Origin of the sequence: Bacillus cereus group sp. N6 (genome assembly GCF_016483705.1) — a bacterium.
Classification (GTDB): domain Bacteria; phylum Bacillota; class Bacilli; order Bacillales; family Bacillaceae_G; genus Bacillus_A; species Bacillus_A wiedmannii.
Map to the genome: position 1 here is coordinate 1 of NZ_JAEHBI010000028.1, position 23594 is coordinate 23594.

Genomic DNA, 23594 nt, shown 5'->3' on the forward strand with positions numbered 1-23594 from the left:
GCTAGGAGGAGCGCAGTGTAGGAGTACTACTCGAGCACCGGACTAGCATACGTAACGATGAGATGCGACAGTTATCTAAACCGGACTTTTTAAACAACCTCTCAAAAAAAGTCTAGACGGCTATAGTATAACCATCTAGACTTTATTCTTACTTTTCTTCTTTTAAGCTTAATTTTAAGTTTAACTCTTCAAGCTGTGCTTCTGCTACTGGGCTTGGAGCTTCTGTTAATAAGCAGCTTGCGCTTGCTGTTTTCGGAAATGCAATTGTATCACGAAGGTTCGTACGGCCTGCAAGTAACATAACAAGACGGTCTAAACCTAATGCGATACCACCGTGTGGTGGAGTACCGTATTCGAATGCTTCTAATAAGAATCCGAATTGCTCTTGTGCTTCTTCTTGTGAGAATCCAAGTGCTTTGAACATTTTTTCTTGTACGTCACGCTCGTAAATACGAAGTGATCCACCGCCAAGCTCATAACCATTTAATACAAGGTCATATGCTTGTGCACGTGCTTTTTCTGGTGCCGTTTCTAATAACTCAACATCTTCACGGAATGGCATTGTGAATGGGTGGTGAGCTGCGAAGTAACGATCTGCATCTTCATCGTACTCAAGAAGTGGCCAATCCGTTACCCATAGGAAGTTAAATTTACTTTCGTCAATTAACTCAAGCTCTTTACCTAGACGTAAACGAAGTGCACCTAAGCTATCTGCAACAACGCTCTTCTTATCTGCTACGAATAGTAATAAGTCGCCAGCAGTAGCTTCTAATGTAGCCATTAACGCGTTTGCTTCTTCTTCACCGAAGAATTTCGCAATCGGTCCTTTTAAGCCGTCCTCTTCCACTTTAAGCCAAGCTAGACCTTTTGCACCGTATACTTTTACGAATTCAGTTAATGCATCGATATCTTTACGAGAGTATTTGCTCGCAGCACCTTTTGCATTAATTGCTTTTACTTGTCCGCCGCTTTCTACAGCACTTGTAAATACTTTAAAACCACAACCTACTGCAAATTCAGATAGGTCTGTTAGTTCCATTTCAAAGCGTGTATCTGGCTTATCAGAACCGTAACGAGCCATTGCATCAGCATATTTCATACGAGGGAATGGTGCACTCACTTCTACACCTTTTGCATCCTTCATAACTTTCGTCATCATGCGCTCCATCATATCTAAAATTTCATCTTGTGTTAAGAATGAAGCTTCGATATCGATTTGCGTGAATTCTGGTTGACGGTCTGCACGTAAATCTTCGTCACGGAAACAACGTGCTACTTGATAGTAACGCTCAAATCCGCCGACCATAAGAAGCTGTTTAAATAATTGTGGAGACTGTGGTAACGCATAGAATTCACCATCATGTACACGACTTGGTACTAAATAGTCACGAGCTCCTTCTGGTGTACTCTTCGTTAAAATTGGTGTTTCCACTTCTAAGAACTCTTCTGTGTCTAAGAAGTTACGAATTGTTTTCGTTACGTCGTGACGCATTTTGAATGTGTTAAACATTGCAGGACGACGTAAGTCTAAATAACGATATTTTAAACGCACATCTTCTGATGCATCTGTATCATCAGCAATAATGATTGGCGTTGTTTTTGCTGCATTTAATACGTTTACTTTCGTTGCTTGTACTTCAATACGACCCGTTGCCATATTGTCATTAATTGCGCCTTCACCACGCTCAACAACTGTACCTTCTACGTGCAATACGTATTCACTACGAATAGTTTCTGCTATTTCTAACGCTTCTTTTGATGTTTCTGGGTTAAATACAACTTGCACGATACCTGTACGGTCACGTAAGTCGATAAAGATTAATCCACCTAAATCACGGCGTTTTTGTACCCAACCTTTTAATTGAACTGTTTGTCCAACTGCTTCTACTGTTACTTTTCCACATGCATGTGTTCTTTCAGCCACTGTAAGTTCCCCCTATATTAATTTCTCTGCTACGTATGAAGCAAATACATCTAATGCTACTTCTTCTTGTTCCCCTGTTGCCATATCTTTTAAGTTAATGATGCCTTTATCTAGCTCATCTTCCCCTAATACAGCTACAAATTTCGCCTTTAGACGATCTGCTGATTTAAATTGTGCTTTCATTTTACGGTCTAAATAATCTTTTTCAACTGATAATCCAGCTTTACGAAGATCAAACGCAACTTTCGCAGCATGGTCTTTCGCTTTTTCACCAAGCGCTACAACGTAGCAATCAATACTATGTTCAATTGGTAATTCGATGTTTTCAGCTTTTAGCGCCATAATTAAACGTTCGATACTCATCGCAAAACCGATACCTGGCATTTCTGGTCCACCGATTTCTTGTACAAGCCCGTTATAACGTCCACCACCGCTTAATGTAGTGATAGCACCGAAACCTTCTGCCTCACTCATAATTTCAAAAACAGTGTGTTGGTAGTAGTCTAAACCACGTACTAAGTTCGGATCTTTTTCAAATGGAACATCCATCATCGTTAATAGTTCTTGAACTTTGTCGTAGTATACTGCTGAATCTTCGTTTAAGTATTCTGTAATAGATGGTGCTGTTCCCATTAATTCATGGTTACGGTCCTTCTTACAATCTAAAATACGAAGAGGATTCTTTTCTAAACGAGATTGGCAGTCAGAACAGAACTCACCGATACGTGGCTCGAAGTGTGCGATTAACGCATCACGGTGCGCTTGACGGCTCGCCGCATCACCTAAGCTGTTTAATACAACTTTAATATTTTTTAAGCCCATGCCGCGGTAAAACTCTACAGCAAGTGCAATTACTTCTGCATCAATCGCAGGATCGTTACTACCGATTGCTTCAATACCGAATTGTACGAATTGACGATAGCGACCTGCTTGTGGTCTTTCGTAACGGAACATTTGACCAATATAGTATAATTTCGTTGGTTGTGTTGCATCACCGAACATTTTGTTTTCAACGTAAGAACGTACAACAGGTGCAGTACCTTCTGGACGTAATGTTAAACTGCGCTCTCCACGATCTTGGAATGAGTACATTTCTTTTTGTACGATATCTGTCGTATCACCAACACCACGTAAAAATAGCTCAGTGTGTTCAAAAATTGGTGTACGAATTTCTTTATAGTTGTAACGACGGCAAATTTCGCGTGCTTGCCCTTCGATATACTGCCATAACTCAACGCTACCTGGAAGAATATCTTGCGTTCCGCGTGGGATTTGAATAGACATATTCAGTTCCTCCTCAAATTGTTTTAATCTTAATAAAAATAAAAAAACTCCCGCCTCTACTGTTTGAACAGTAGGGACGAGAGTATTATACCCGTGGTGCCACCCTAATTGAAGCACGTATGCTTCCACTTTTTTAATAACGCTTAAATGTGCGTTCATCCCTACTAAGCATATATGCCGTTCAAGTTGAAACCTCTAGAGTGTCATTCAATCAGTCATCATGCAGAAATGTTTTCAGCCTAAGACATTTCTTCTCTTTCCATGTGTGTCTCATTTACTCTTCTCTATCAACGGTTATATTCATATGTAAATATAAAATTACTATACGTTTGTTGAGTAGGATTGTCAAGTACTCTAAGAGCGTTCAATCTGCTTCTTTAGACGCTTTACATCTTGAAGAGAAATCCCAAACTCAGAAGCAAGTTCCATTGAAGTATTGTTTTGCTCTTTTGAAATAAAATCATGAAAATTTACGTTAAACAGTTGATTTGCACCATTTGTAACAGAATGCCCTTTTTCGTTCATACGCATACGTATATCCCTCACATTCAATATAGATGTTTTACTTTTTATTGTTCCATATTGATGAAAGAGTTATACATAACTGAAACAGCTATTAATTCCAAATAAAGTAAAACTTTAATGAATAAGGGTTTTGTCCATCGCCACTCATTATTAGCCCTCACTAATCAGGCTTCGACGGGCAGTGGATCTCCCACAAATAGCGAGATAAATGAACAAAACATACAACAATGTATAAAAAAGAAGGGATTATATAATCCCCTCTTTTTTAAGCAACACTATTTACTATCCACAATTAAGGTCACCGGACCATCATTGATTAAAGAAACATCCATCATTGCTCCGAACTTCCCTGTTTCTACATGCAATCCTTGCTTACGAACTTCCTCATTAAAGAAATCATATAAACGCTCTGCATAATCAGGTTTGGCAGCATCCATAAAGTTGGGACGTCTTCCCTTGCGACAATCTCCGTATAATGTGAATTGCGAAATTGATAGAACTTGTCCTTCTACATCAAGTACAGAATGGTTCATCTTTCCACTCTCATCTTCAAAAATACGTAAGTTCGCAATTTTTTCTGCAATGTAAGTTGCATCTTTTTCTGTATCTTCATGCGTAATGCCAACTAGTAATGTTAAACCGAACGGAATTTGTCCTACGATCTCACCGTCTACTGTGACAGACGCTTCTTTTGATCGTTGTAAAACAACTCTCATCTTTTCTACACTCCCTATTAATGCATCATGCGTCGTACTGCATAAATTTCTGGAACACGTTTAATGCGTTCTACTACTTTTTTCAAGTGCTGTAAGTTACGAATAGAGATTGACATATTAATTGTCGCCATCTTATTACGGTCACTTCTACCAGAAACTGCCGAAATATACGTTTTCGTCTCTGTAACAGCTTGTAATACTTCATTTAATAAGCCACGGCGATCGTAACCTGAAATTTCAATATCAACGTTATACTCAATTTCTTTTTCAGGACTACCTTCCCACTCTACTTCCAATAAACGTTCTATAGCTTCTTCTGTATGAACATTTACACAATCACGGCGGTGAATCGATACACCTCGGCCTTTCGTAATATACCCAACGATATCATCACCTGGTACTGGGTTACAGCATTTTGATAAACGAATTAATAAATTATCCGCACCACTTACTTTAACGCCAGAATCCCATTTTCGAATTTTCATCGGTTTACGAACTTCTTTAACTTCAACGATTTCTTCTTCTTCACGTTGCTTACGGAATTTGTCCGTTAGTCGCGTAACAATTTGCGACGCTGTAATCCCGCTATATCCAACTGCTGCAAACATATCTTCTTCATTTGCAAAATTGAACTTCTCGGCAACACGTTTTAAATTGTCAGGAGCTAACACTTCTTTCATCTCATACTCTAGGCTACGCACTTCTTTTTCAACAAGTTCACGGCCTTTTTCAATATTTTCATCTCTACGTTGCTTCTTAAAGAATTGACGTATTTTGTTTTTCGCATGAGATGTTTGAGCAAGTTTCACCCAGTCTTGACTTGGCCCATACGAATGTTTCGATGTTAAAATTTCAATGATGTCACCAGTTTTTAATTTATAATCAAGCGTCACCATTTTGCCGTTTACTTTTGCACCAATTGTTTTATTTCCAATCTCCGAATGGACACGATACGAAAAGTCAATCGGAACAGATCCAAGTGGCAATTCCATTACGTCGCCTTTCGGTGTAAAGACGAATACCATGTCAGAGAATAAATCAATTTTTAATGACTCCATAAACTCTTCTGCATTAGAAGCTTCATTTTGCCATTCTAATATTTGACGGAACCATGTAAGTTTCTTCTCTAATGTACCTGTTGTTTCTGCTGTTTTTCCTTCTTTATACGCCCAGTGCGCCGCGATCCCGAATTCTGCAATCTCATGCATTTCTTTCGTACGAATTTGCACTTCAAGCGGATCACCTTTCGGCCCAATTACAGTCGTATGAAGAGATTGATATAGATTTGCTTTCGGCATCGCAATATAATCTTTAAAACGACCTGGCATCGGCTTCCAGCACGTATGAATAATTCCAAGTACCGCATAACAATCTTTAATACTATTTACAACGACACGTACAGCTAATAAATCGTAAATTTCATTGAACTGTTTATTTTGCAGTGCCATTTTACGATAAATACTGTAAATATGCTTTGGTCTTCCAGAAATCTCAGGTTGAATTGCAACTTCTTTTAATTTCTCACGAATACCAGTCATTACTTCGTCTAAATATTCTTCACGCTCTGCACGTTTACGCTTCATTAAATTTACAATACGATAGTATTGCTGTGGATTTAAATAGCGAAGTGACGTATCCTCTAGCTCCCATTTAATAGTACTAATTCCGAGTCTATGTGCTAAAGGTGCAAAGATTTCTAACGTTTCATTTGCAATGCGACGCTGCTTCTCTTGAGGCAAATGTTTCAATGTACGCATGTTATGAAGACGATCAGCTAGTTTAATTAAAATAACTCGAATATCTTGAGCCATTGCAATAAACATTTTGCGATGGTTTTCTGCTTGTTGTTGCTCATGAGATTTATATTTAATCTTTCCGAGCTTTGTTACACCATCGACAAGCATAGCAATTTCTTTATTAAATTCCCGTTCAATATCTTCTAATGTAATTTCTGTATCTTCCACTACATCATGTAAGAAACCTGCTGATACTGTAGCTGGATCCATGTGTAAATCAACTAAAATACCTGCAACTTGAATTGGATGAATAATGTACGGTTCACCCGATTTTCTGTATTGTTCGCTATGCGCATCACGTGCATATTCATAGGCACGTGCCACTAGCTCAATATCTTCATCTGCTAAATATTGACTTGCTTTCTCGAGTACCTGTTCAGCTGTTAGTACCTGCTCATTTGCCATCGAATCACCTTTTATTGAAAATTGACTTTATCTTAATTAAGTAGAATAAATTATATTCTATCATTATAACCTAATGATTGTGAATTGTGAAAAGGAAAAGATTTTACTGACATTTTACCTTATTTTTTTGTGCAATTATACAAAAGTACCCGCTCCTCTCCAAGAGATTCACGGGTACTTTTTATCACCGTAGTTTTACCTATATAGTGATTAGTATTTTTCTAATACTAATACATCGTAACCATCTAACATTTTACGACCATCTAAGTAAGTAAGCTCTACTAAGAATGCAATTCCTGCTACAACTCCGCCAAGTTCTTCAACTAGCTTAATTGTCGCTTCAATTGTTCCACCTGTAGCTAATAGATCATCTGTAATTAATACGCGTTGACCTGGCTTAATTGCATCTTTATGGATTGTTAAAACATCTTTACCATATTCTTTACCGTAATCAACTGTAATTACTTCACGTGGTAATTTCCCTAATTTACGAACTGGTGCAAAACCTACTTCTAACGCATAAGAAACTGGGCAACCGATAATAAAGCCACGTGCTTCTGGCCCTACTACAACGTCAATGTCTCTTTTCTTTGCATACTCAACGATTGCATCTGTTGCTGCTTTGTATGCTTTACCATCGTTCATTAACGGTGTAATGTCTTTAAATACAATACCTTCTTTTGGATAATCCGGTACAATTGCGATATGTTGCTTGAAATCCATATTTCTGAATCCTCCTCAGATCTAAAAGGTTTGTAAATACAAATCCTTTACCCTAACTGTTCTACTTCTTTATGATTACGAATCGTTTCAAACCATGTATATAGTTGCTGATATGTGCTATAAACCAATTCTTTTTCTAATTGTAAGTGGTTCATTTTCTCACGATATGTGTTCGATTCAATTAAATCACGCTTTTGTTTTTTGTCTGCCATAAAAATGACGCCATCTTTTATTGTAACAAATTCTAACTCAAAAAACACCTGTGTCATGAAATTTACTGTATCTTTTGACCAACCTTTATGTCGACATAGTTGTTCTCCATATTGTCTTAAAGAAAATGGTGCTTTTTGGCTCAAGAAAGAATAGTACCATTTAAAATGTTCCCTCGTTGGAACAGTACTAAATAAATGATTATTCTCTTGATAAAATAGCGTATAAATTCGCGACGGGAACCCCACTTTAAATAAATCTCGTAATTCATCTGTTCCTTTTGGCAAATCAAGTAACACGATGTATTGATCGTCTAAATGAGTTACTTCTGATGCATGCATCATATGCTCTTTAAAGTCTTCTAAAGAAAATTTATTCAATACCTCTTCAGAAAAATACACCATCGTTATTTTTTCTTTCGGAAGTTCTGATACATTCGCTTCTACGTTACGCATACTACGCCAATCAAATAATTGCCACGCCTCTACAGCAATATCTTGTACCATTAATTGCGGCTTCTTAAAATTATTCCATTCATTGATAGATGCTTCTCCTATTACAGATACCTTTGCAACTGGAGAAATTTCTTTCGCATACGCACCAAATCCAAATCCGATTGTATCCAGTGTCGCTTGTCCATCGCGAAGAGCCATTTTCAAATGAGAGCCATCTGATCCGATTGCACGAATACTTTCTAACTCTGCATCCTTCACTGCAATACGCGGTTTTGGATTTCCAACACCAAATGGCGCTAACTTTTGCATGTCTTCAATTGCTGCCAGTGTTACATCCTCCACTTTACAAAAGACATCAACAGCTGTAATTGGAATAAAATCTTCTTCTGTTAAAATTACCTCTGCTTGTTCATTTAAGCGGCGGCGCAATTCATCTACATCATTCATATGTAGCGTCATTCCCGCTGCCATCGGATGCCCTCCGAAGTGTGGCAATAACTCTCTACAATCTGACAAGTTTGCAAACAAATCAAATCCTGCAATACTACGTGCTGAACCTTTTGCTGTTTCTTTTACAGGATCAATGCATAATACAATCGTTGGACGATAAAAACGTTCCACTAATTTAGATGCGACAATTCCAATTACACCTGGATTCCAGCCTTCTTTTGCCAGTACTAGTACTTTATTGTCTTCTGGGGGGAAATTATTTTCCACTTCAGCGATAGCTTCTTCTGTAATTTGCTTTACAATATCTTTTCGCAGTTTATTCAGCTCATCAATTTCTTCAGCTAGCTCTTTCGCTTCTTCTGGATCATCTGATAATAAAAGATGTACAGCCGGCGTAGCATCTTCTAAACGGCCAACTGCATTAATACGCGGTGCGAGTGAGAATCCAATGCTCTCTTCTGTAATTTCACTTTGCGAAACGTTAGCAACTTTAAATAGCGCCTTTAGTCCGATATTTTTCGTCATGCGCATATGTTTTAAACCGCGCTTCACTAGCAATCTATTCTCACCATGAAGTGACACTAAATCGGCTACTGTACCAATTACTGCAATTTCTAATAAATGTTCTGGTACACGACCTAGTAGTGCATGTGCAACTTTAAATGCAACACCTACACCAGCTAAATAGTGAAACGGATATACACCGCCATCTAATTTCGGATGAATAATCGCAAGTGCTTCTGGCAATTCTGGTGGTGGCTCATGGTGATCTGTAATAATAAGATCTATTCCAAGCTCCTTCGCTACCTTCGCTTCATGTACTGCTGCGATACCAGTATCGACAGTAATAATTAGTGAGAATCCTGCGCTATGCGCCCAACGAAATGCTTCTTCGTTTGGTCCATAACCTTCTGTGAAACGGTTTGGGATATAAAATTCTACATTTGCACCTAATTCTTGCAAAGCAAGATATAACACAGTCGTACTACTTACTCCGTCCGCATCGTAGTCACCAAATATTAATATTTGCTCTCCATTTTGAATCGCCTTATTGACACGTTCTACCGTTCTATCCATTCCTTCTAATAAAAATGGATCATGAAATTCTTGATTTTCTGTATTTAAAAAATCTAAAATCTTATCTTCTGTATCTAGTCCTCTACCGAGGAATAACGAAACGACAAGTGGTGATAATTTTAATTTACTTGCTAATTCACTCACTCGCTCGTCATTATATTCTTTTTCTTTCCAACGCGTCTTCGGTTGTAACACGAAATCACCCCTTAACCTGTTCATTATACAAGACAGATTAAGGGGTGACAATATAATGCAAACTACGCTGCAATATCTATATACTAAAATGTTAATAATGTTTAATTTGGAGAATACGGATTTATATGTACAAACACATTTTGTACGTTATCTTGTTCCATAAGCGTTTCTTTCACATGCTTTCCAATGCGGTGCCCTTCTTCTACAGTAATGTATGGATCTACAGAAACTTTAATATCGACAATAACGTAATGACCATGCTCCCTTGCATATAAAGAACCGATTTTTTTCACACCGTCTATTTGAAGTACTGCTTCTCTAAGCGGAACAACATCTTCCTCATGAAGAACATGATCAAGCGTTGCATGAATTGCTTCTGCCCCAATACTCCATGCCATTTTTGCAACAAGAAGTGAAACAAATAATCCTGCAATTGGATCGGCATATACAAGCCAATCTAACCCGAACTTACCACCAATAATCGCTGCACAAATACCGATTAAAGCTGCAATTGAAGAAAATACATCCGAACGATGTTCATATGCATTTGCAATAATTGCATCACTATTTACCCTCTTCCCTAATCGGAATTTATATTGAAACATTCCTTCTTTCACGATAATTGAAAGAACAACAGCAAAAATCGTAATTCCCTTCGGTGGTTCTAATTCCTGCGAAAAAGCTTTTATAGACGAAATCGCTATCTCGATTCCCACAATAAATAATAATACTGCAACAATAATTGCTGAAATCGATTCCGCTTTACCATGACCGTACGGATGATCTTCATCGGGCGGTTGCTTCGCTGCTCGCAATCCAAACAATACAGCTAGCGAACCAATTACATCTGATGCAGAATGCACGGCATCCGCTAATAGCGCTTTACTGTTCCCAATATAACCAATTACCGCCTTTACAATCGCTAATATAATATTACCAACGATCCCGACAATAGCACCAAACTCAGCCTGTTTAAAACGTTCATCTTTTTCCATAATTAAAATCCCTTCTTTTCTTAACCTATCTTTTTATTGTAACAAAAACAGTGATAACAACACCGGTTTTTTCCATATCCCTTCTATTAAAAAGTTGCTATCTTATTGTATCCACAAACGAAAAAAGAGATGCCTCATAAAGAGACATCATCTTTTTTATACTTGCGGTTCAGATTCTACTTTCTCAACCTTTTTCTTATTTTTTCCCTTTTTCAAACGACGGTTTTCAAGCATTAACCAAATTTGAGAAGCAACGAAAACAGAAGAGTACGTACCTACAACTAATCCAACAAGTAACGCAAACGAGAAGTTACGTAATGACTCACTACCGAAGATAAGTAACGCAATTACTGGGAATAACACTGTTAATACGGTGTTAATTGAACGACCAAGCGTTTGGCGAATACTTGCATTTACGATTTCTTCTAAGTCTTTTATATCGCGAACTCGTTTTTTCTGTTTGTATAATTCACGGTTTCTATCAAATGTAACAATCGAGTCATTAATAGAATAACCGATGATTGTTAATACCGCAGCGATAAACGTTAAGTCTACCTCTAATTGGAAAATACTAAATATAACAATCATAACGAACGCATCATGTAATAATGCAAGCACTGCAGATAATGCGTACGTAAATCGGAATCGAATACTTACGTATAAAATGATAACCGCAGAAGCAATTAATACTGCGATAAATGCATTTCGTGCAATCTCTTTACCGATTGTCGGTGAAACTGTACTTACGTTTGGATCTGTACCGTATTTATCATGGAAGAATGTTTTTGTTTTCGCAATTTCATCTTTTGATAGAACACCTAAAGTACGAACGGCGAAACCTTTATTGTCATCTCCAGTAGGTACAATATTTTCTTCCTTCACATCAATGTTCAATTCTTTAAAATCTTTATGAACATCTGATACAGTAACTGATTGTTTTGATTGCAAGTCGATACGTGTACCACTCGCAAAATCAATACCAAGATTCAATTTGAAAATTGGTAAAATAATTGCACCTGCAATTACAACTACAATCGAGAAAACAAGGAATTTATGACCGATATTTACGAAGTTAATACGATCAAATCTTGTCGGTGGATGTACTACACCTTTTGTTAATGGAATAATATCCTTTTGTTTCACACCAAAGTATGCTGGTTTTTTATCGAAGTAACGGCTCTTTACAAGTAATCCTAGTAAGAAACGAGTACCGAATACGTTCGTAACGAAACCAACTAAAATACTTACGATTAAACTTGTTGCGAATCCTTTTACAGAGCTATTACCATAAACAAATAACACACCAGCTGCTGCAAGTGTCGTAATGTTCGCATCTAGAATTGTTGCTAATGAACGATGGTTACCCGCACGAAATGCTGACATCATTGACTTACCAATTTTCAGCTCTTCTTTCAGTCTCTCGTACGTAATAATATTCGCATCAACTGCGATACCTACCCCGAGCACTAACGCCGCAATACCTGGCAACGTAAGAACTGCATGCATCCAGTTAAAGACAAGTAATGTAACGAAAATGTATAAACCTAACATAATAACCGCTACAATTCCTGGTAAACGGTAGAATACAAGCATAAATAAGAAAATAAGAGCGATACCAATCGCACTAGCGAAAATTGTTTGCTCTAACGCTTGTTGACCAAACTTCGCTCCAACAGATGTTGAATACATTTCTTTTAAATCAACAGGAAGTGCACCTGCATTTAATAAAGATGAAAGTTGTTTCGCACTTTCAACTGTGAAGTTTCCACCTACGATAGATACTTCAGCTTGGTTAAATACTTGGTCTACTGTTGCTGCTGATAAGAACTTTGGATTCGGTTTTGCAGATTCTGCTTTGTACGAATCTTTTCCTTCTTCAAAATCAAGCCAAATTACCATTAAATTCGTTGGTGGTGGCATTTTTGAAATTTTTTCAGTTACTTCACGGAATTTTTCAGCGCTCTTTAGTGTAAGACCTACGCTCGCACGGCCTTGGTCATCAAATGTTTGCTTCGCTCCGCCGCCTTTTAAATCCGTTCCGTCCATAAGAAGGTTGTCATCTACATCACGGAATGTTAATTTCGCTTGTGTTGATAACATTTCACGTGCTTTTTGCTGATCTTGTACACCAGCAAGCTGTACGCGAATTCGATCTTGCCCTTCGATTTGAATGTTCGGCTCACTTACACCGAGAACATTGACACGATTTTCAAGAGCGCCTACTGTACTTACAAGTACGTCTCGATCGATTTTATCACCTTTTTTGGCTGGTTTTACTTCATATAGAATTTCAAAACCACCGCGAAGGTCTAGTCCTAGACTAATTCCTTTTGCTATGTCTTTTCCTGCCGCACCAATTACTCCACCGATTAATAAAACGATGAGGAAAAAGGCGGCAATTCTCGTACCACGCTTTGCCATATGTACCCTCTTTCTGCTACTAACACTTTAAATAAATCTCTTACGATTTACTTTTACACGTGTGCATACGCCTAGTTAGTAGACTTCCTTTCTATAATTTTGCTAGTTCATCACTAGCTGTGTCGGTAAGTTTTTCACAATACCTACACTTTCATTATTTATTTTTTCTCTTCACTACCCCCTTTATATATAATCTTAGACATAATTATTTCCTCATTATCAATACCTATCATTATACTGCAAAAGGAAGAACAAACCAATTGCAGTCGGTTATTTATTTTCATATTCATCAAATGACCAAAGTGGCGCTTGATATGCTTCAACAGTTAAATAATTCATATATTCATTAGTACTTACTCTTAATACATCATTTACTAATTCATATAATCTAACATCACCGTTTATTTTTTTCCACTTCTTCACTTTAAGAAACTTCCAAATATCATCATCTGTTACTCGGTCATAACCGAACATGTGAAACTCTTCTACTTTGCTTTCTAAAACGACTTGTAACTGTCCGCGGTATGATTCTACCAAAGCCTCTTTTTCTAACATACATAAACATCTCCTTCTTATTTCAGCACGAAAAGTCGCTTTTAATCCCGCTCTAATGGACAGCAATAACTACTTTCAAGAGCACTCTCATACTTCACTCTCTTAAATGCTTGTCATTCTTGTCTCATACGTGCATATAAATTATTGTAAATCATTCCACTGATTTTGAGAAGGTAGGAGAAGACCATGACGAGACAAAGCTTTTTAAAAGGCGCATTTATTTTAATAATAGCCGGATTTATTACCAAAATCCTTGGATTTATTAACCGGATTGTAATGGCACGTATTTTAGGGGAAGAAGGTGTTGGCCTTTATATGATGGCCGTTCCTACATTCATTCTAGCAATTACATTAACACAAATCGGCCTTCCTGTCGCAATCGCAAAATTTGTAGCAGAAGCGGAAGCTGTGAACGATAAACAAAGAGTTAAAAAAATATTAACAGTATCATTAGCTGTTACATCCGTTATTAGTATCATTTTAACAATTGGAATTATGCTCCTCACACCTATTTTAGCAAAAACATTATTAACTGATGAACGAACGTACTATCCATTAATGGCCATTTTACCTGTCGTTCCTGTTATTGCTGTTTCTTCTGTTTTACGCGGTTATTTCCAAGGGAAACAAAATATGAAACCTAGCGCTTATGCTCAAGTTATAGAACAAGTTGTCCGCATTACAATTATCGCTATATGCATTCAGTTATTTTTACCTTACGGTGTAGAATATGCTGCAGCTGGCGCTATGTTATCAGCCGTTCTCGGTGAAGTTGCATCGTTATTATTTTTACTCACTTTATTCCAGCGCGAAAAACATTTATCTATACGCTCTGGATTTTTCACTACTGTAAAGGAGAGCAAGGGTACATTTTATTCTCTTATGGATATTGCCCTTCCAACTACAGGAAGTCGTTTAATCGGTTCCGTTTCATATTTTTTTGAACCTATCGTTGTTATGCAAAGCTTAGCGATTGCCGGAGTTGCTGCCTCTGTCGCAACCCAGCAATACGGTATATTAAACGGTTATGCATTCCCACTTCTATCACTGCCAGCCTTTATTACATACGCTCTTTCTACAGCACTCGTTCCATCTATTAGTGAAGCGATGGCTAAAAGACAGCATAAATTAGTGGAACACCGCCTCCAACAAGCTCTGCGGATCTCATTAATTACTGGTGGGTGGTCAGTCGTTATATTATACGTATTCGCTTCTCCTATTTTAACTCTTATGTATGGATCGGATAGTGCAACAGCGTTTATCCAGCTTCTTGCACCTTGCTTTTTATTTCATTACTTTCAAAGTCCACTTACCTCTGTTTTACAAGCTTTAAACTTAGCAAGAGCTGCAATGATGAATACATTTATTGGCGCCATCGTGAAATTAATCGTTATTTTTGTACTAGCTTCAAGGCCAGATTTTCAAATGATGGGGGTTGCCCTTGCAATTGCAGCAAATATAGTGACGGTAACATTCCTTCATTACGCTACTGTTTTAAAGAAAATTACATTTACCATTTACGCAAAAGACTACATTTTCGGCGGACTTGCTATCGGTATTGCAGGCGCTTTCGGTTTTTACCTTCATAAATATATAATTTTCTCTCATTCACTCGGCGTACAAACATTATGGGAAATCACTTTAACAACAATCGTTTATATTATCCTCCTCTTCACTTTCAAACTCATTCGAAAAGAAGAGTTAAGTCGACTTCCAATCATTCGAAAACTTTCATTTTTGAAGTAAACGGGCTTACTATTTCATATAGTAAGCCTCTAGTTTTCTTTCAAATCAACAAAAAATTGTCCGTTTTGAAAGCTGCAGTATAAAATTTGTGTGATATCGTTATAACCTAAGTTTTTTAATTTTCCAATGAGCCATTCGTCTGTATGTTCAATCATTTGTAAATGATTCAATTGAATTTCTCCATCAATAATAAGAGGAAGAGTAAACTGCAATGTATCCTGTTTACCTTTTTGTTTTTGAAAGACAGATAACTTCCCAGATGGTTCTAAAATAGCGTATTCTACATCTCGGATATCTCCAACTCCTTGCTCCCTTAATTGCATCAATAAATCATCTATATTATAACGCTGCTTTCTCATCTTCTTTTCATCAATTTTCCCCGCATTTACAAGAATAGCCGGCTCACCTTCTATTAAATGCCGAAATCGTTGAAACTTTAATGAAATGACTGACAAAATAATCTGTATACACATAAGAAAAGTCATCGGAACTAATTGGTGCCAAAGTGATTTATCGGTATTTTCAATTGCGACTACAGCCATTTCCCCAAGCATAATGAATACGACTAAATCTAATACACTTAACTCTCCAATTTCACGTTTACCCATAAGACGAAAAATAATTAATATGATGATATACAAAAGCATCGTCCGGCCAATGATTGATACCCATTCCATTTCTACATCTCCTTTTTTACGTATAGACTCCCCTATAAAAAATAAACTAGTCTAACTTGGGCAAAAAGAAAATATGCTTGTATTAAAAAGGGGGAATGTATAAATGGATGGAACGAAAAAATTATCAACCGCAATCGGCTTTGGTATCATTACCTTATTAATTTTTGCATCAATTATTAGCATGGTTATGGCTCTTTTATTAAAGTTTACAGATATGACTGAAGAGACATTAGCCGTTACTATTTTTATACTAGCTCTTTTATCTATGCTTATATCCGGATTTACTGCCGGCAAAAAAGCACAAGGGAAAGGTTGGCTAGTAGGTTTCACAACAGGTCTTACATTCGCTATACTTGTTTTTCTAGTTAACTATTTAGGCTTCTCTCAAACTTTATCGAACTCCCAGTTACTTTATCAATTAGCATTAATGGGCGCGAGTACACTCGGTGGTATTTTCGGGGTAAATATGTCAAAACAAAACAACTAAAAAAAGCCCTGCACATTTCATGCAGGGCCTTTCTCATTAGTTTTTCACAACTTCACGAATCGCATTACGATCGAAAGTTAAGTGTGAACCACCAGATTTAATAACGATTTTCGTCTCATCTACTGATTCGATTGTACCGTGTAAACCACCGATTGTTACGATAGCATCACCTTTTGCTAACTCATTTTGCATTTGAGCAACTGCTTTTTGACGCTTTTGTTGCGGGCGAATTAATAAGAAATAGAAAATCGCAAACATCGCAACGATCATAACAATCTGCATCATACCTGCATTCATCTTGTGTTCCTCCTTTTAAATTATGTATTAGAAGTTTTTAGCATTCGGTTTATTAAAGCCATACTGTTCAAAGAATTCTTCGCGGAAATCGCCAAGACGGTCTTCACGAATAGCTTGTCTCACCTGCTCCATTAAGTTTAACAGAAAATGAAGGTTGTGATAAGACGTTAAACGAATTCCAAACGTTTCATCACATTTCATTAAGTGACGAATGTACGCACGAGAGTAATTTTTACATGTATAGCAATCACAATTTGGATCAAGCGGACCGAAGTCTCTTGCAAATTTCGCATTTTTTACAACTAGACGGCCTTCACTTGTCATACATGTACCATTTCGAGCGATACGAGTTGGAAGTACGCAGTCAAACATATCAATACCACGAATTGCACCATCGATTAACGAGTCAGGAGAACCTACTCCCATTAAGTAACGTGGCTTATTATCTGGAAGAAGTGGTGTTGTAAACTCAAGTACACGGTTCATAATATCTTTCGGTTCACCTACAGATAAACCACCTACAGCGTAACCAGGGAAGTCCATTGAAACAAGGTCTTTTGCACTTTGACGACGAAGCTCTTCGAACTCTCCGCCTTGTACAATACCGAATAAACCTTGATCTTGTGGACGTTCATGCGCTTTTAAACAACGTTCTGCCCAGCGGCTTGTACGTTCTACAGATTTCTTCATATATTCAAAAGTAGCCGGGAAAGGTGGACACTCATCAAATGCCATCATAATATCCGATCCTAATGCATTTTGAATTTCCATCGCTTTTTCTGGTGATAAGAATAATTTATCTCCATTTAAGTGGTTACGGAAGTGAACGCCTTCCTCTTCAATACGACGGAAGTCACTTAAACTGAATACTTGGAAACCACCAGAGTCCGTTAAGATCGCACGATCCCAGTTCATAAATTTATGTAAACCACCTGCTTCACGAATAATTTCGTGACCTGGGCGTAGCCATAAATGATACGTATTACTTAAAATAATGCCAGAATCCATTGCTTTTAATTCTTCTGGTGACATTGTCTTAACTGTTGCAAGTGTACCAACTGGCATAAATGTTGGTGTATCAAATGAACCGTGCGGCGTATGTACACGTCCTAAACGGGCACCTGTTTGTTTACAAGTTTTAATAAATTCATAACGAATTGCTGTCATAATTTACTCCTTTTATTTGTTTCCCATTTTAGCGTGAGATGCAACGAACATTGCATCACCGAAGCTAAAGAAACGATATTTTTCTTTTACTGCTTCATTATAAGCATGAAGTACATTATCTCTATTTGCAAATGCACTTACAAGCATAATTAATGTTGATTTCGGTAAATGGAAGTTTGTAATTAAACCATCAATTGCTTTAAATTCATAACCTGGGTACATAAAAATGTCTGTCCATCCAGAAGCAGCACAAAGCTTACCGTTATGATCTGTCGCAATTGTTTCTAACGTACGAGTTGAAGTCGTACCTACCGTAATAATACGTCCACCATTCTCTTTCACACGATTTAATAACGCAGCTGTCTCTTCAGACATATGGTAATATTCTGCGTGCATATGGTGTTCTTCAATCGTATCTGCAGAAACTGGTCTAAATGTTCCAAGTCCTACGTGAAGTGTAATGAAAGCTAACCCGACGCCTTTTTGTTTTAACTTCTCCAGTAACTCTTCTGTAAAGTGAAGTCCCGCAGTCGGCGCTGCTGCTGAACCGATTTCTTTCGCATATACTGTTTGATAGCGATCGCGATCTTCTAGCGTCTCTTTAATATATGGAGGAAGTGGCATTTCCCCAAGTTCATCTAAAATTTCATAGAAGATGCCGTCATATGAAAATTCAAGATGACGTCCACCTTGATCTGCAGTTCCTATGCAAGTTGCTTTTAATTTCCCTTCGCCAAAAGAGATAACAGTTCCTTCTTTTACACGTTTCGCTGGCTTAACAAGCGTTTCCCACTTATCGCCTTCTTCTTGTTTTAGAAGAAGTACTTCAATGTGCGCGCCTGTATCTTCTTTCACACCGTGCAAACGAGCAGGCATAACTTTCGTTTCATTTAAAACTAAGCAATCCCCCTCATGTAAGTAAGAAAGAATGTCTGTAAAATGTTTATGCTCAATATCGCCTGTTTCACGATCTAACACCATTAATCTTGATGTTTCACGATCTTCTAATGGGATTTGTGCAATAAGTTCTTCTGGTAAATGAAAATCAAACAGATTAATATCCATAACTATATCCACCTATTTCTTATTTAAATCGATTTATTATATACATAATAAAAGATAATACAATACTTAACACAATACATGTAATGATAGGAAAATAAAAGGTAACGTTACCTTTTTTCACAAAAATATCGCCTGGAAGCCTTCCTATGAACTTCCAAGCTAATCCAACAACAATGAGCAAAATACCAGCTGTAATAAGCAGCTTTGGCATCTCCGTCATACTTTTGGCATCTCCATTCCGAAATGCTCATATGCAAGCGGCGTTACGATTCGGCCTCTTGGCGTTCGTTGTAAAAAGCCAATTTGTAATAAATATGGCTCATATACATCTTCAATCGTATGAGATTCTTCTCCAATCGTTGCCGAAACCGTTTCTAACCCGACTGGGCCACCACGGAATTTCTCAATAATACCAAGCAGTAATTTATGATCGATATGATCTAGACCTAATTTATCTACTTGCAGTAGTTCTAACGCCATTTGTGTAATTTCCATCGTAACCGTTCCGTTACCACGAACTTGTGCGAAATCTCGTACACGTCGTAATAAACGATTCGCAATACGAGGTGTACCACGAGCACGTCTTGCAATTTCTAGTGCGGCTAACGAATCAATTTCAACTTCGAATACTTCTGCTGTACGTTCAACAATCTCAGAAAGCTGATCTACTGTGTAATACTCTAATCTTGAAAGTACACCGAAACGGTCACGAAGCGGCGCTGATAATGCCCCCGCACGGGTCGTTGCTCCAACTAATGTAAATGGCGGTAAATCTAAACGTACAGACCGTGCTGATGGCCCTTTTCCAATTACGATATCAAGGCAAAAATCTTCCATCGCAGGATATAACACTTCTTCAATTGACCTATGCAAACGATGAATTTCATCAATAAATAATACATCACCCGGCTGAAGTGCTGTTAATACAGCTGCTAAATCTCCCGGCCTTTCAATTGCTGGACCTGAAGTTGTTCTAACATTTACGCACATTTCATTGGCAATAATATTGGCAAGCGTCGTTTTACCAAGTCCTGGTGGTCCATATAGAAGCACATGATCTAACGTTTCTTCACGCATTTTCGCTGCTTCAATAAACACTTCTAAATTATGTTTCGCTTTATCTTGGCCAATATACTGACGGAGCGTCTGTGGCCGTAATGAATATTCTAAATCCGAATCTTCATATGCAGATTCCCCTGAAAGGAGACGTTCGTCCATTATACTCACCTCTTACCATTTAGTAAAAGACTAAGTGCCTTTTTAATATACTGATCCGTCGTTAATGATTCTTTTAATAACTCTGGTACAACGCGAGAAACTTCTCGTTCTGCGTATCCAAGTGCGCGCAGAGCTTCCAGCGCCTCATCAAGCTCAACTGATGAACCTTTCTTCTCATCAAAACGTTCTGTGTCTGAGAATAAATCAACAAATGCATCTGGCACGACATCAGCTAGTTTTCCTTTTAAATCTAAAATCATTTGGCGTGCTGTTTTCTTTCCGACGCCCGGGAACTTCACTAAAAACTTCTCGTCTTCGTGTTCAATCGCTTGAACGACCTGTCCTGTTTGACCAGACGCTAAAATTGCAAGAGCGCCTTTTGGTCCAATACCAGACACACCTAACAACTTTGTAAATAATAAACGCTCTTCACGTGTTTTAAACCCGTAAAGTGCCATAATATCTTCTCTCACATAATGATATGTATAGACACGGATTTCTTGCTTATTTCTTTGAAATACATACGGATTTGGTGTGAAAATTTGATAACCAATTCCATTATGGTCAATTACGACATATTCCGGTCCTACATACTCCACGTAACCTGTAACATATTCAAACAAAATACGATCTCTCCCTCTTAAATCATGTATTCCATTTTAACATATTTAATGATAGAAAAGCGAGACTACCCCAACAAATGTTCCCTATTTGAAACTTCTGTTATTTTCCATTGACAGAAAGTATGAAGCACCTTAATATACAGAAGTCGATAATGATTATCAATATTAATTAAAGGGGTTACATCAGGATGAAACAGAAGCTATTTATTTTATTTACTATTATGCTAGTTGTTCTTTCTATCGTTGGCTGTTCTTCTCAAAAAGAAGAATCGAAAGCGAAAGAACAACTGAAAACAAAAGTTGTAAAACACACTAAAGGGGAGGCTACAATTCCAGTAAATCCAAAGAGAATTGTTGACCTGTCTGGATCAACAGAAGAATTATTACTTCTTGGACACAAACCTGTTGGTACAGCAAACACATATAAAGATAAAATCCAAAATCATTTAACAGAAAAATTAGACGGAGTAAAAGCAGTAGGGTGGTACTGGGCACCTAAAGTTGATCTAGAAGCTGTTACTGCATTAAAACCAGACTTAATTATTTTAAATAATCGTCAATTGAAGATCTATGATCAATTAGAAAAGGTTGCACCAACAGTTGTTTTAGAAACAAACTTAGAAGACTGGCGCGGTAAGTTTAAAGAAGTAGGTAAACTATTTGACGAAGAAAAGAAAGCAGACAAATGGATTGCAGACTACGATAAAAAAGCAGACTCTTTATCTAAAAAAATTAAAGAAAAAACAAAAGATGAGAACTTTATGTTCGTCGCAGTTACACCACAAAACTTCCGTGTATACGGTAGCTTCGGATACGGTGACATCATCTTTAATGACTTAAAACTTCCAGCAACAAAAGGTACAGATTTAAAACAAACGATGGCACAAGTATCGTTAGAAGGTCTTGTTGCATTCCAACCTGATCAAATGTTTATTGTAAACTTTGGCGGCGAAGCTGATAAAGTTTACGAAGACTACAAAAACAGTGCCGTTTGGAAAGACAATAAAGCAGTTAAAAACAATCACGTATATGAAGTATCAAATGAACTCTTCAATACGAAAGCTTTCAATCCAATCGGAAAAGATATGCTAATTGATGAAATCGCAAAACAAATTTTAGATAAAAACAAGTAAAAAAAGCAGCTCACCATGAGCTGCTTTTTTTCTTATTTTGCACTGCGTATTGCTTCATTTTTTCAATCGTCTTCACAAAACCTTCTTTTGATTTAATACGAATACCACGCTTCAACTTCGCACGCTCATAGCTCTCAAGCTTTTTCATATCAATTTGAAAGAAGGAATGAATCGCATTATCACTTTTCGGTACACCTTTGAAAATTTGTAATATCCCTTCCTCTGACACACCAAAATAACCGCTCGTCTTTAATAACGGAGAAATATCATCAACTTTCTTTTGTAATACAATTTGTACATCATCACGATCAACGAGCTGCCATTCTTTATACTGCTGTAAAAACTTTTCTAAGTCCGCTACTTTTTCTGTAAAGATTTCCTCACTTACTTCTCCATCAACATACATTCGCTCTAATAAAATTGTAACTTCAGGCTCTTTTTCTGTTACTTCTGGTACTGGCCCTTCCGCCTTCACATTCGTTTCATAAACGAAACAAAACATCATAACGAAAGCTTGCATCGTAATCAGTATCCATTTCATTTCCGTTCACCTCTTTTAGGCAAGATCAAACTTTCATTAGTAGTTTTTCCGGAAATGGAGGTTTTATCCATATAAATGACCATATTACATTTCTCTCGAAAATAAAAAAATGCAGATAAAGTTTTATCTTTATCTGCATTAGCATTTGTTTTTATATAAAATGAAAGACGCCTGCAAAGCAGGCGTCTTGATGCGTTTACGGCGAGAGACCAGGCGACCACATTCGCGTGTTTAGCACTTAAGCATATCTCTCGTCTTACGTAAATTAGCTCATCGCTTTGCTAATATAACATTAATAAAGTATAAGTGCAACATATTTATAAAAATATTTTATTTCCTCTTTTACTCAAACGAACTTCGTGTAAATTATAAATTGATAAATGCAATATATATGTTACAATTAATATAATAGCGAAATCATAATAAACAGGAGATGGATATTGTGAAAAAAATAAAGGATGAACGTCTCATTCTGAAAACATTAAAAAACATACGTATTGCCTTTCTTTTTCAATCGCTTGGTATAATTGGCATTTTAGGATATATCGGATTCACTGAAGGAATGGATCAAGCTACGAAATCTCCATTATGGTTATTATTTATCCTTACAAGTATCGTACTTAGTTATTTACAGTTAAGCGTTTCTATCGATGTAGAAGAAGGCGAAAAGGATATAAAGTTAACTCCTTATTACAAAATTATTTTACGCTCTCTTATTGCAGGAACTATTATAGCCATTATTTATATCATTTTCAGTCCAGAAAGACCTCTCTTTGAGGCTATTCTAACAGGTAGTATTTTCTTTATATGCTTTTTAATTTCTTATTCCATTAGTTATTTCATTAAAAAACGTCGTTTACACGACAACGATGAATAAAGAGGAAGGGCTACCCCTTCCTCTTTTGTTTT

Annotated in this window: 22 protein-coding genes and 1 other annotated feature; of the genes, 4 read left to right on the forward strand and 18 right to left on the reverse strand. The window is 37.2% G+C overall.

Annotated features, from left to right (window positions below):
* Nucleotides 1-148: 148 nt before the first annotated feature.
* From aspS to JDS99_RS18895, 10 genes are all read right to left on the reverse strand, one after another.
* Entirely contained in the window at nucleotides 149-1924 is a 1776-nt protein-coding gene (gene aspS / locus JDS99_RS18850; RefSeq protein WP_046958824.1) for an aspartate--tRNA ligase, read from the reverse strand.
* Between the two features lie 12 nt (nucleotides 1925-1936).
* The gene (hisS, locus tag JDS99_RS18855) at nucleotides 1937-3208 is read right to left on the reverse strand and encodes a histidine--tRNA ligase (protein WP_000027073.1); all 1272 of its coding nucleotides are present in this window, start codon (nucleotides 3206-3208) and stop codon (nucleotides 1937-1939) included.
* Nucleotides 3209-3277: 69 nt separating this feature from the next.
* Nucleotides 3278-3508 (reverse strand) — a binding site (T-box leader).
* Between the two features lie 54 nt (nucleotides 3509-3562).
* Nucleotides 3563-3739, reverse strand: a complete 177-nt coding sequence (locus tag JDS99_RS18860; protein WP_001242605.1) for a hypothetical protein — start codon at nucleotides 3737-3739, stop codon at nucleotides 3563-3565.
* Between the two features lie 269 nt (nucleotides 3740-4008).
* A complete protein-coding gene (locus tag JDS99_RS18865) occupies nucleotides 4009-4449 on the reverse strand; it encodes a D-tyrosyl-tRNA(Tyr) deacylase (RefSeq protein WP_001266955.1) in 441 nt (146 codons plus the stop codon).
* Between the two features lie 17 nt (nucleotides 4450-4466).
* On the reverse strand, nucleotides 4467-6650 hold the full coding sequence (gene relA, locus JDS99_RS18870; protein WP_001262796.1) for a GTP diphosphokinase: 2184 nt from the start codon (nucleotides 6648-6650) through the stop codon (nucleotides 4467-4469).
* 210 nt (nucleotides 6651-6860) lie between these two features.
* On the reverse strand, nucleotides 6861-7373 hold the full coding sequence (locus JDS99_RS18875; protein ID WP_000346221.1) for an adenine phosphoribosyltransferase: 513 nt from the start codon (nucleotides 7371-7373) through the stop codon (nucleotides 6861-6863).
* Nucleotides 7374-7420: 47 nt separating this feature from the next.
* Complete coding sequence (gene recJ, locus JDS99_RS18880; protein WP_088064461.1) at nucleotides 7421-9760, reverse strand: single-stranded-DNA-specific exonuclease RecJ; 2340 nt, start codon at nucleotides 9758-9760, stop codon at nucleotides 7421-7423.
* Nucleotides 9761-9861: 101 nt separating this feature from the next.
* Nucleotides 9862-10755, reverse strand: coding sequence for a cation diffusion facilitator family transporter (locus tag JDS99_RS18885; RefSeq protein WP_000409733.1), 894 nt, complete (start codon nucleotides 10753-10755; stop codon nucleotides 9862-9864).
* 156 nt (nucleotides 10756-10911) lie between these two features.
* Entirely contained in the window at nucleotides 10912-13176 is a 2265-nt protein-coding gene (gene secDF / locus JDS99_RS18890) for a protein translocase subunit SecDF (RefSeq protein WP_088064462.1), read from the reverse strand.
* Nucleotides 13177-13446: 270 nt separating this feature from the next.
* On the reverse strand, nucleotides 13447-13731 hold the full coding sequence (locus JDS99_RS18895; RefSeq protein ID WP_000890214.1) for a post-transcriptional regulator: 285 nt from the start codon (nucleotides 13729-13731) through the stop codon (nucleotides 13447-13449).
* A 186-nt stretch (nucleotides 13732-13917) separates the two neighbouring features.
* Between JDS99_RS18895 and spoVB the strand changes: the two genes are divergently transcribed.
* On the forward strand, nucleotides 13918-15477 hold the full coding sequence (gene spoVB, locus JDS99_RS18900; RefSeq protein WP_199695498.1) for a stage V sporulation protein B: 1560 nt from the start codon (nucleotides 13918-13920) through the stop codon (nucleotides 15475-15477).
* Between the two features lie 29 nt (nucleotides 15478-15506).
* On the opposite strand, the gene JDS99_RS18905 is transcribed toward spoVB, so the two are convergent.
* Nucleotides 15507-16154, reverse strand: coding sequence for a DUF421 domain-containing protein (locus tag JDS99_RS18905; RefSeq protein WP_000455380.1), 648 nt, complete (start codon nucleotides 16152-16154; stop codon nucleotides 15507-15509).
* Between the two features lie 103 nt (nucleotides 16155-16257).
* Between JDS99_RS18905 and JDS99_RS18910 the strand changes: the two genes are divergently transcribed.
* Entirely contained in the window at nucleotides 16258-16641 is a 384-nt protein-coding gene (locus JDS99_RS18910; RefSeq protein ID WP_000349129.1) for a TIGR04086 family membrane protein, read from the forward strand.
* A gap of 36 nt (nucleotides 16642-16677) precedes the next feature.
* Here JDS99_RS18910 and yajC read toward each other — a convergent pair whose 3' ends face one another.
* The 6 genes from yajC to ruvA are packed head-to-tail and all read right to left on the reverse strand — an operon-like array spanning nucleotide 16678 to nucleotide 21011.
* The gene (gene yajC / locus JDS99_RS18915; RefSeq protein ID WP_199695499.1) at nucleotides 16678-16938 is read right to left on the reverse strand and encodes a preprotein translocase subunit YajC; all 261 of its coding nucleotides are present in this window, start codon (nucleotides 16936-16938) and stop codon (nucleotides 16678-16680) included.
* 27 nt (nucleotides 16939-16965) lie between these two features.
* Nucleotides 16966-18105, reverse strand: a complete 1140-nt coding sequence (gene tgt, locus JDS99_RS18920) for a tRNA guanosine(34) transglycosylase Tgt (protein WP_000125362.1) — start codon at nucleotides 18103-18105, stop codon at nucleotides 16966-16968.
* A gap of 12 nt (nucleotides 18106-18117) precedes the next feature.
* Nucleotides 18118-19170, reverse strand: a complete 1053-nt coding sequence (gene queA / locus JDS99_RS18925) for a tRNA preQ1(34) S-adenosylmethionine ribosyltransferase-isomerase QueA (RefSeq protein WP_048541404.1) — start codon at nucleotides 19168-19170, stop codon at nucleotides 18118-18120.
* A 19-nt stretch (nucleotides 19171-19189) separates the two neighbouring features.
* Entirely contained in the window at nucleotides 19190-19390 is a 201-nt protein-coding gene (locus JDS99_RS18930) for a DUF2905 domain-containing protein (protein ID WP_000138162.1), read from the reverse strand.
* Nucleotides 19387-20388, reverse strand: coding sequence for a Holliday junction branch migration DNA helicase RuvB (gene ruvB / locus JDS99_RS18935; protein WP_088064463.1), 1002 nt, complete (start codon nucleotides 20386-20388; stop codon nucleotides 19387-19389). The genes JDS99_RS18930 and ruvB overlap by 4 nt, the downstream gene beginning before the upstream one ends.
* Before the next feature lie 5 nt (nucleotides 20389-20393).
* Nucleotides 20394-21011: a Holliday junction DNA helicase RuvA gene (ruvA, locus tag JDS99_RS18940; RefSeq protein WP_088064464.1), complete on the reverse strand. Its 618-nt coding sequence runs from the start codon at nucleotides 21009-21011 to the stop codon at nucleotides 20394-20396.
* 188 nt (nucleotides 21012-21199) lie between these two features.
* Between ruvA and JDS99_RS18945 the strand changes: the two genes are divergently transcribed.
* Entirely contained in the window at nucleotides 21200-22144 is a 945-nt protein-coding gene (locus tag JDS99_RS18945; protein WP_088064465.1) for an iron-hydroxamate ABC transporter substrate-binding protein, read from the forward strand.
* Between the two features lie 10 nt (nucleotides 22145-22154).
* On the opposite strand, the gene JDS99_RS18950 is transcribed toward JDS99_RS18945, so the two are convergent.
* A complete protein-coding gene (locus JDS99_RS18950; RefSeq protein WP_087985316.1) occupies nucleotides 22155-22685 on the reverse strand; it encodes a BofC C-terminal domain-containing protein in 531 nt (176 codons plus the stop codon).
* Nucleotides 22686-23118: 433 nt separating this feature from the next.
* Here JDS99_RS18950 and JDS99_RS18955 point away from each other — a divergent pair, with 433 nt between their 5' ends.
* Complete coding sequence (locus JDS99_RS18955) at nucleotides 23119-23562, forward strand: branched-chain amino acid ABC transporter substrate-binding protein (RefSeq protein ID WP_097889246.1); 444 nt, start codon at nucleotides 23119-23121, stop codon at nucleotides 23560-23562.
* The last annotated feature ends 32 nt before the right edge of the window (nucleotides 23563-23594 follow it).

Bases quoted from the DNA above. Each gene is read 5' to 3' on its own strand.
- hisS (WP_000027073.1), bottom strand. From the start codon at position 3,208: ATGTCTATTCAAATCCCACGCGGAACGCAAGATATTCTTCCAGGTAGC.
- JDS99_RS18860 (WP_001242605.1), bottom strand. From the start codon at position 3,739: ATGCGTATGAACGAAAAAGGGCATTCTGTTACAAATGGTGCAAATCAA.
- JDS99_RS18865 (WP_001266955.1), bottom strand. From the start codon at position 4,449: ATGAGAGTTGTTTTACAACGATCAAAAGAAGCGTCTGTCACAGTAGAC.
- relA (WP_001262796.1), bottom strand. From the start codon at position 6,650: ATGGCAAATGAGCAGGTACTAACAGCTGAACAGGTACTCGAGAAAGCA.
- JDS99_RS18875 (WP_000346221.1), bottom strand. From the start codon at position 7,373: ATGGATTTCAAGCAACATATCGCAATTGTACCGGATTATCCAAAAGAA.
- JDS99_RS18885 (WP_000409733.1), bottom strand. From the start codon at position 10,755: ATGGAAAAAGATGAACGTTTTAAACAGGCTGAGTTTGGTGCTATTGTC.
- secDF (WP_088064462.1), bottom strand. From the start codon at position 13,176: ATGGCAAAGCGTGGTACGAGAATTGCCGCCTTTTTCCTCATCGTTTTA.
- JDS99_RS18895 (WP_000890214.1), bottom strand. From the start codon at position 13,731: ATGTTAGAAAAAGAGGCTTTGGTAGAATCATACCGCGGACAGTTACAA.
- spoVB (WP_199695498.1), top strand. From the start codon at position 13,918: ATGACGAGACAAAGCTTTTTAAAAGGCGCATTTATTTTAATAATAGCC.
- JDS99_RS18905 (WP_000455380.1), bottom strand. From the start codon at position 16,154: ATGGAATGGGTATCAATCATTGGCCGGACGATGCTTTTGTATATCATC.
- JDS99_RS18910 (WP_000349129.1), top strand. From the start codon at position 16,258: ATGGATGGAACGAAAAAATTATCAACCGCAATCGGCTTTGGTATCATT.
- yajC (WP_199695499.1), bottom strand. From the start codon at position 16,938: ATGAATGCAGGTATGATGCAGATTGTTATGATCGTTGCGATGTTTGCG.
- tgt (WP_000125362.1), bottom strand. From the start codon at position 18,105: ATGACAGCAATTCGTTATGAATTTATTAAAACTTGTAAACAAACAGGT.
- queA (WP_048541404.1), bottom strand. From the start codon at position 19,170: ATGGATATTAATCTGTTTGATTTTCATTTACCAGAAGAACTTATTGCA.
- JDS99_RS18930 (WP_000138162.1), bottom strand. From the start codon at position 19,390: ATGACGGAGATGCCAAAGCTGCTTATTACAGCTGGTATTTTGCTCATT.
- ruvB (WP_088064463.1), bottom strand. From the start codon at position 20,388: ATGGACGAACGTCTCCTTTCAGGGGAATCTGCATATGAAGATTCGGAT.
- JDS99_RS18945 (WP_088064465.1), top strand. From the start codon at position 21,200: ATGAAACAGAAGCTATTTATTTTATTTACTATTATGCTAGTTGTTCTT.
- JDS99_RS18950 (WP_087985316.1), bottom strand. From the start codon at position 22,685: ATGAAATGGATACTGATTACGATGCAAGCTTTCGTTATGATGTTTTGT.
- JDS99_RS18955 (WP_097889246.1), top strand. From the start codon at position 23,119: ATGGATATTGTGAAAAAAATAAAGGATGAACGTCTCATTCTGAAAACA.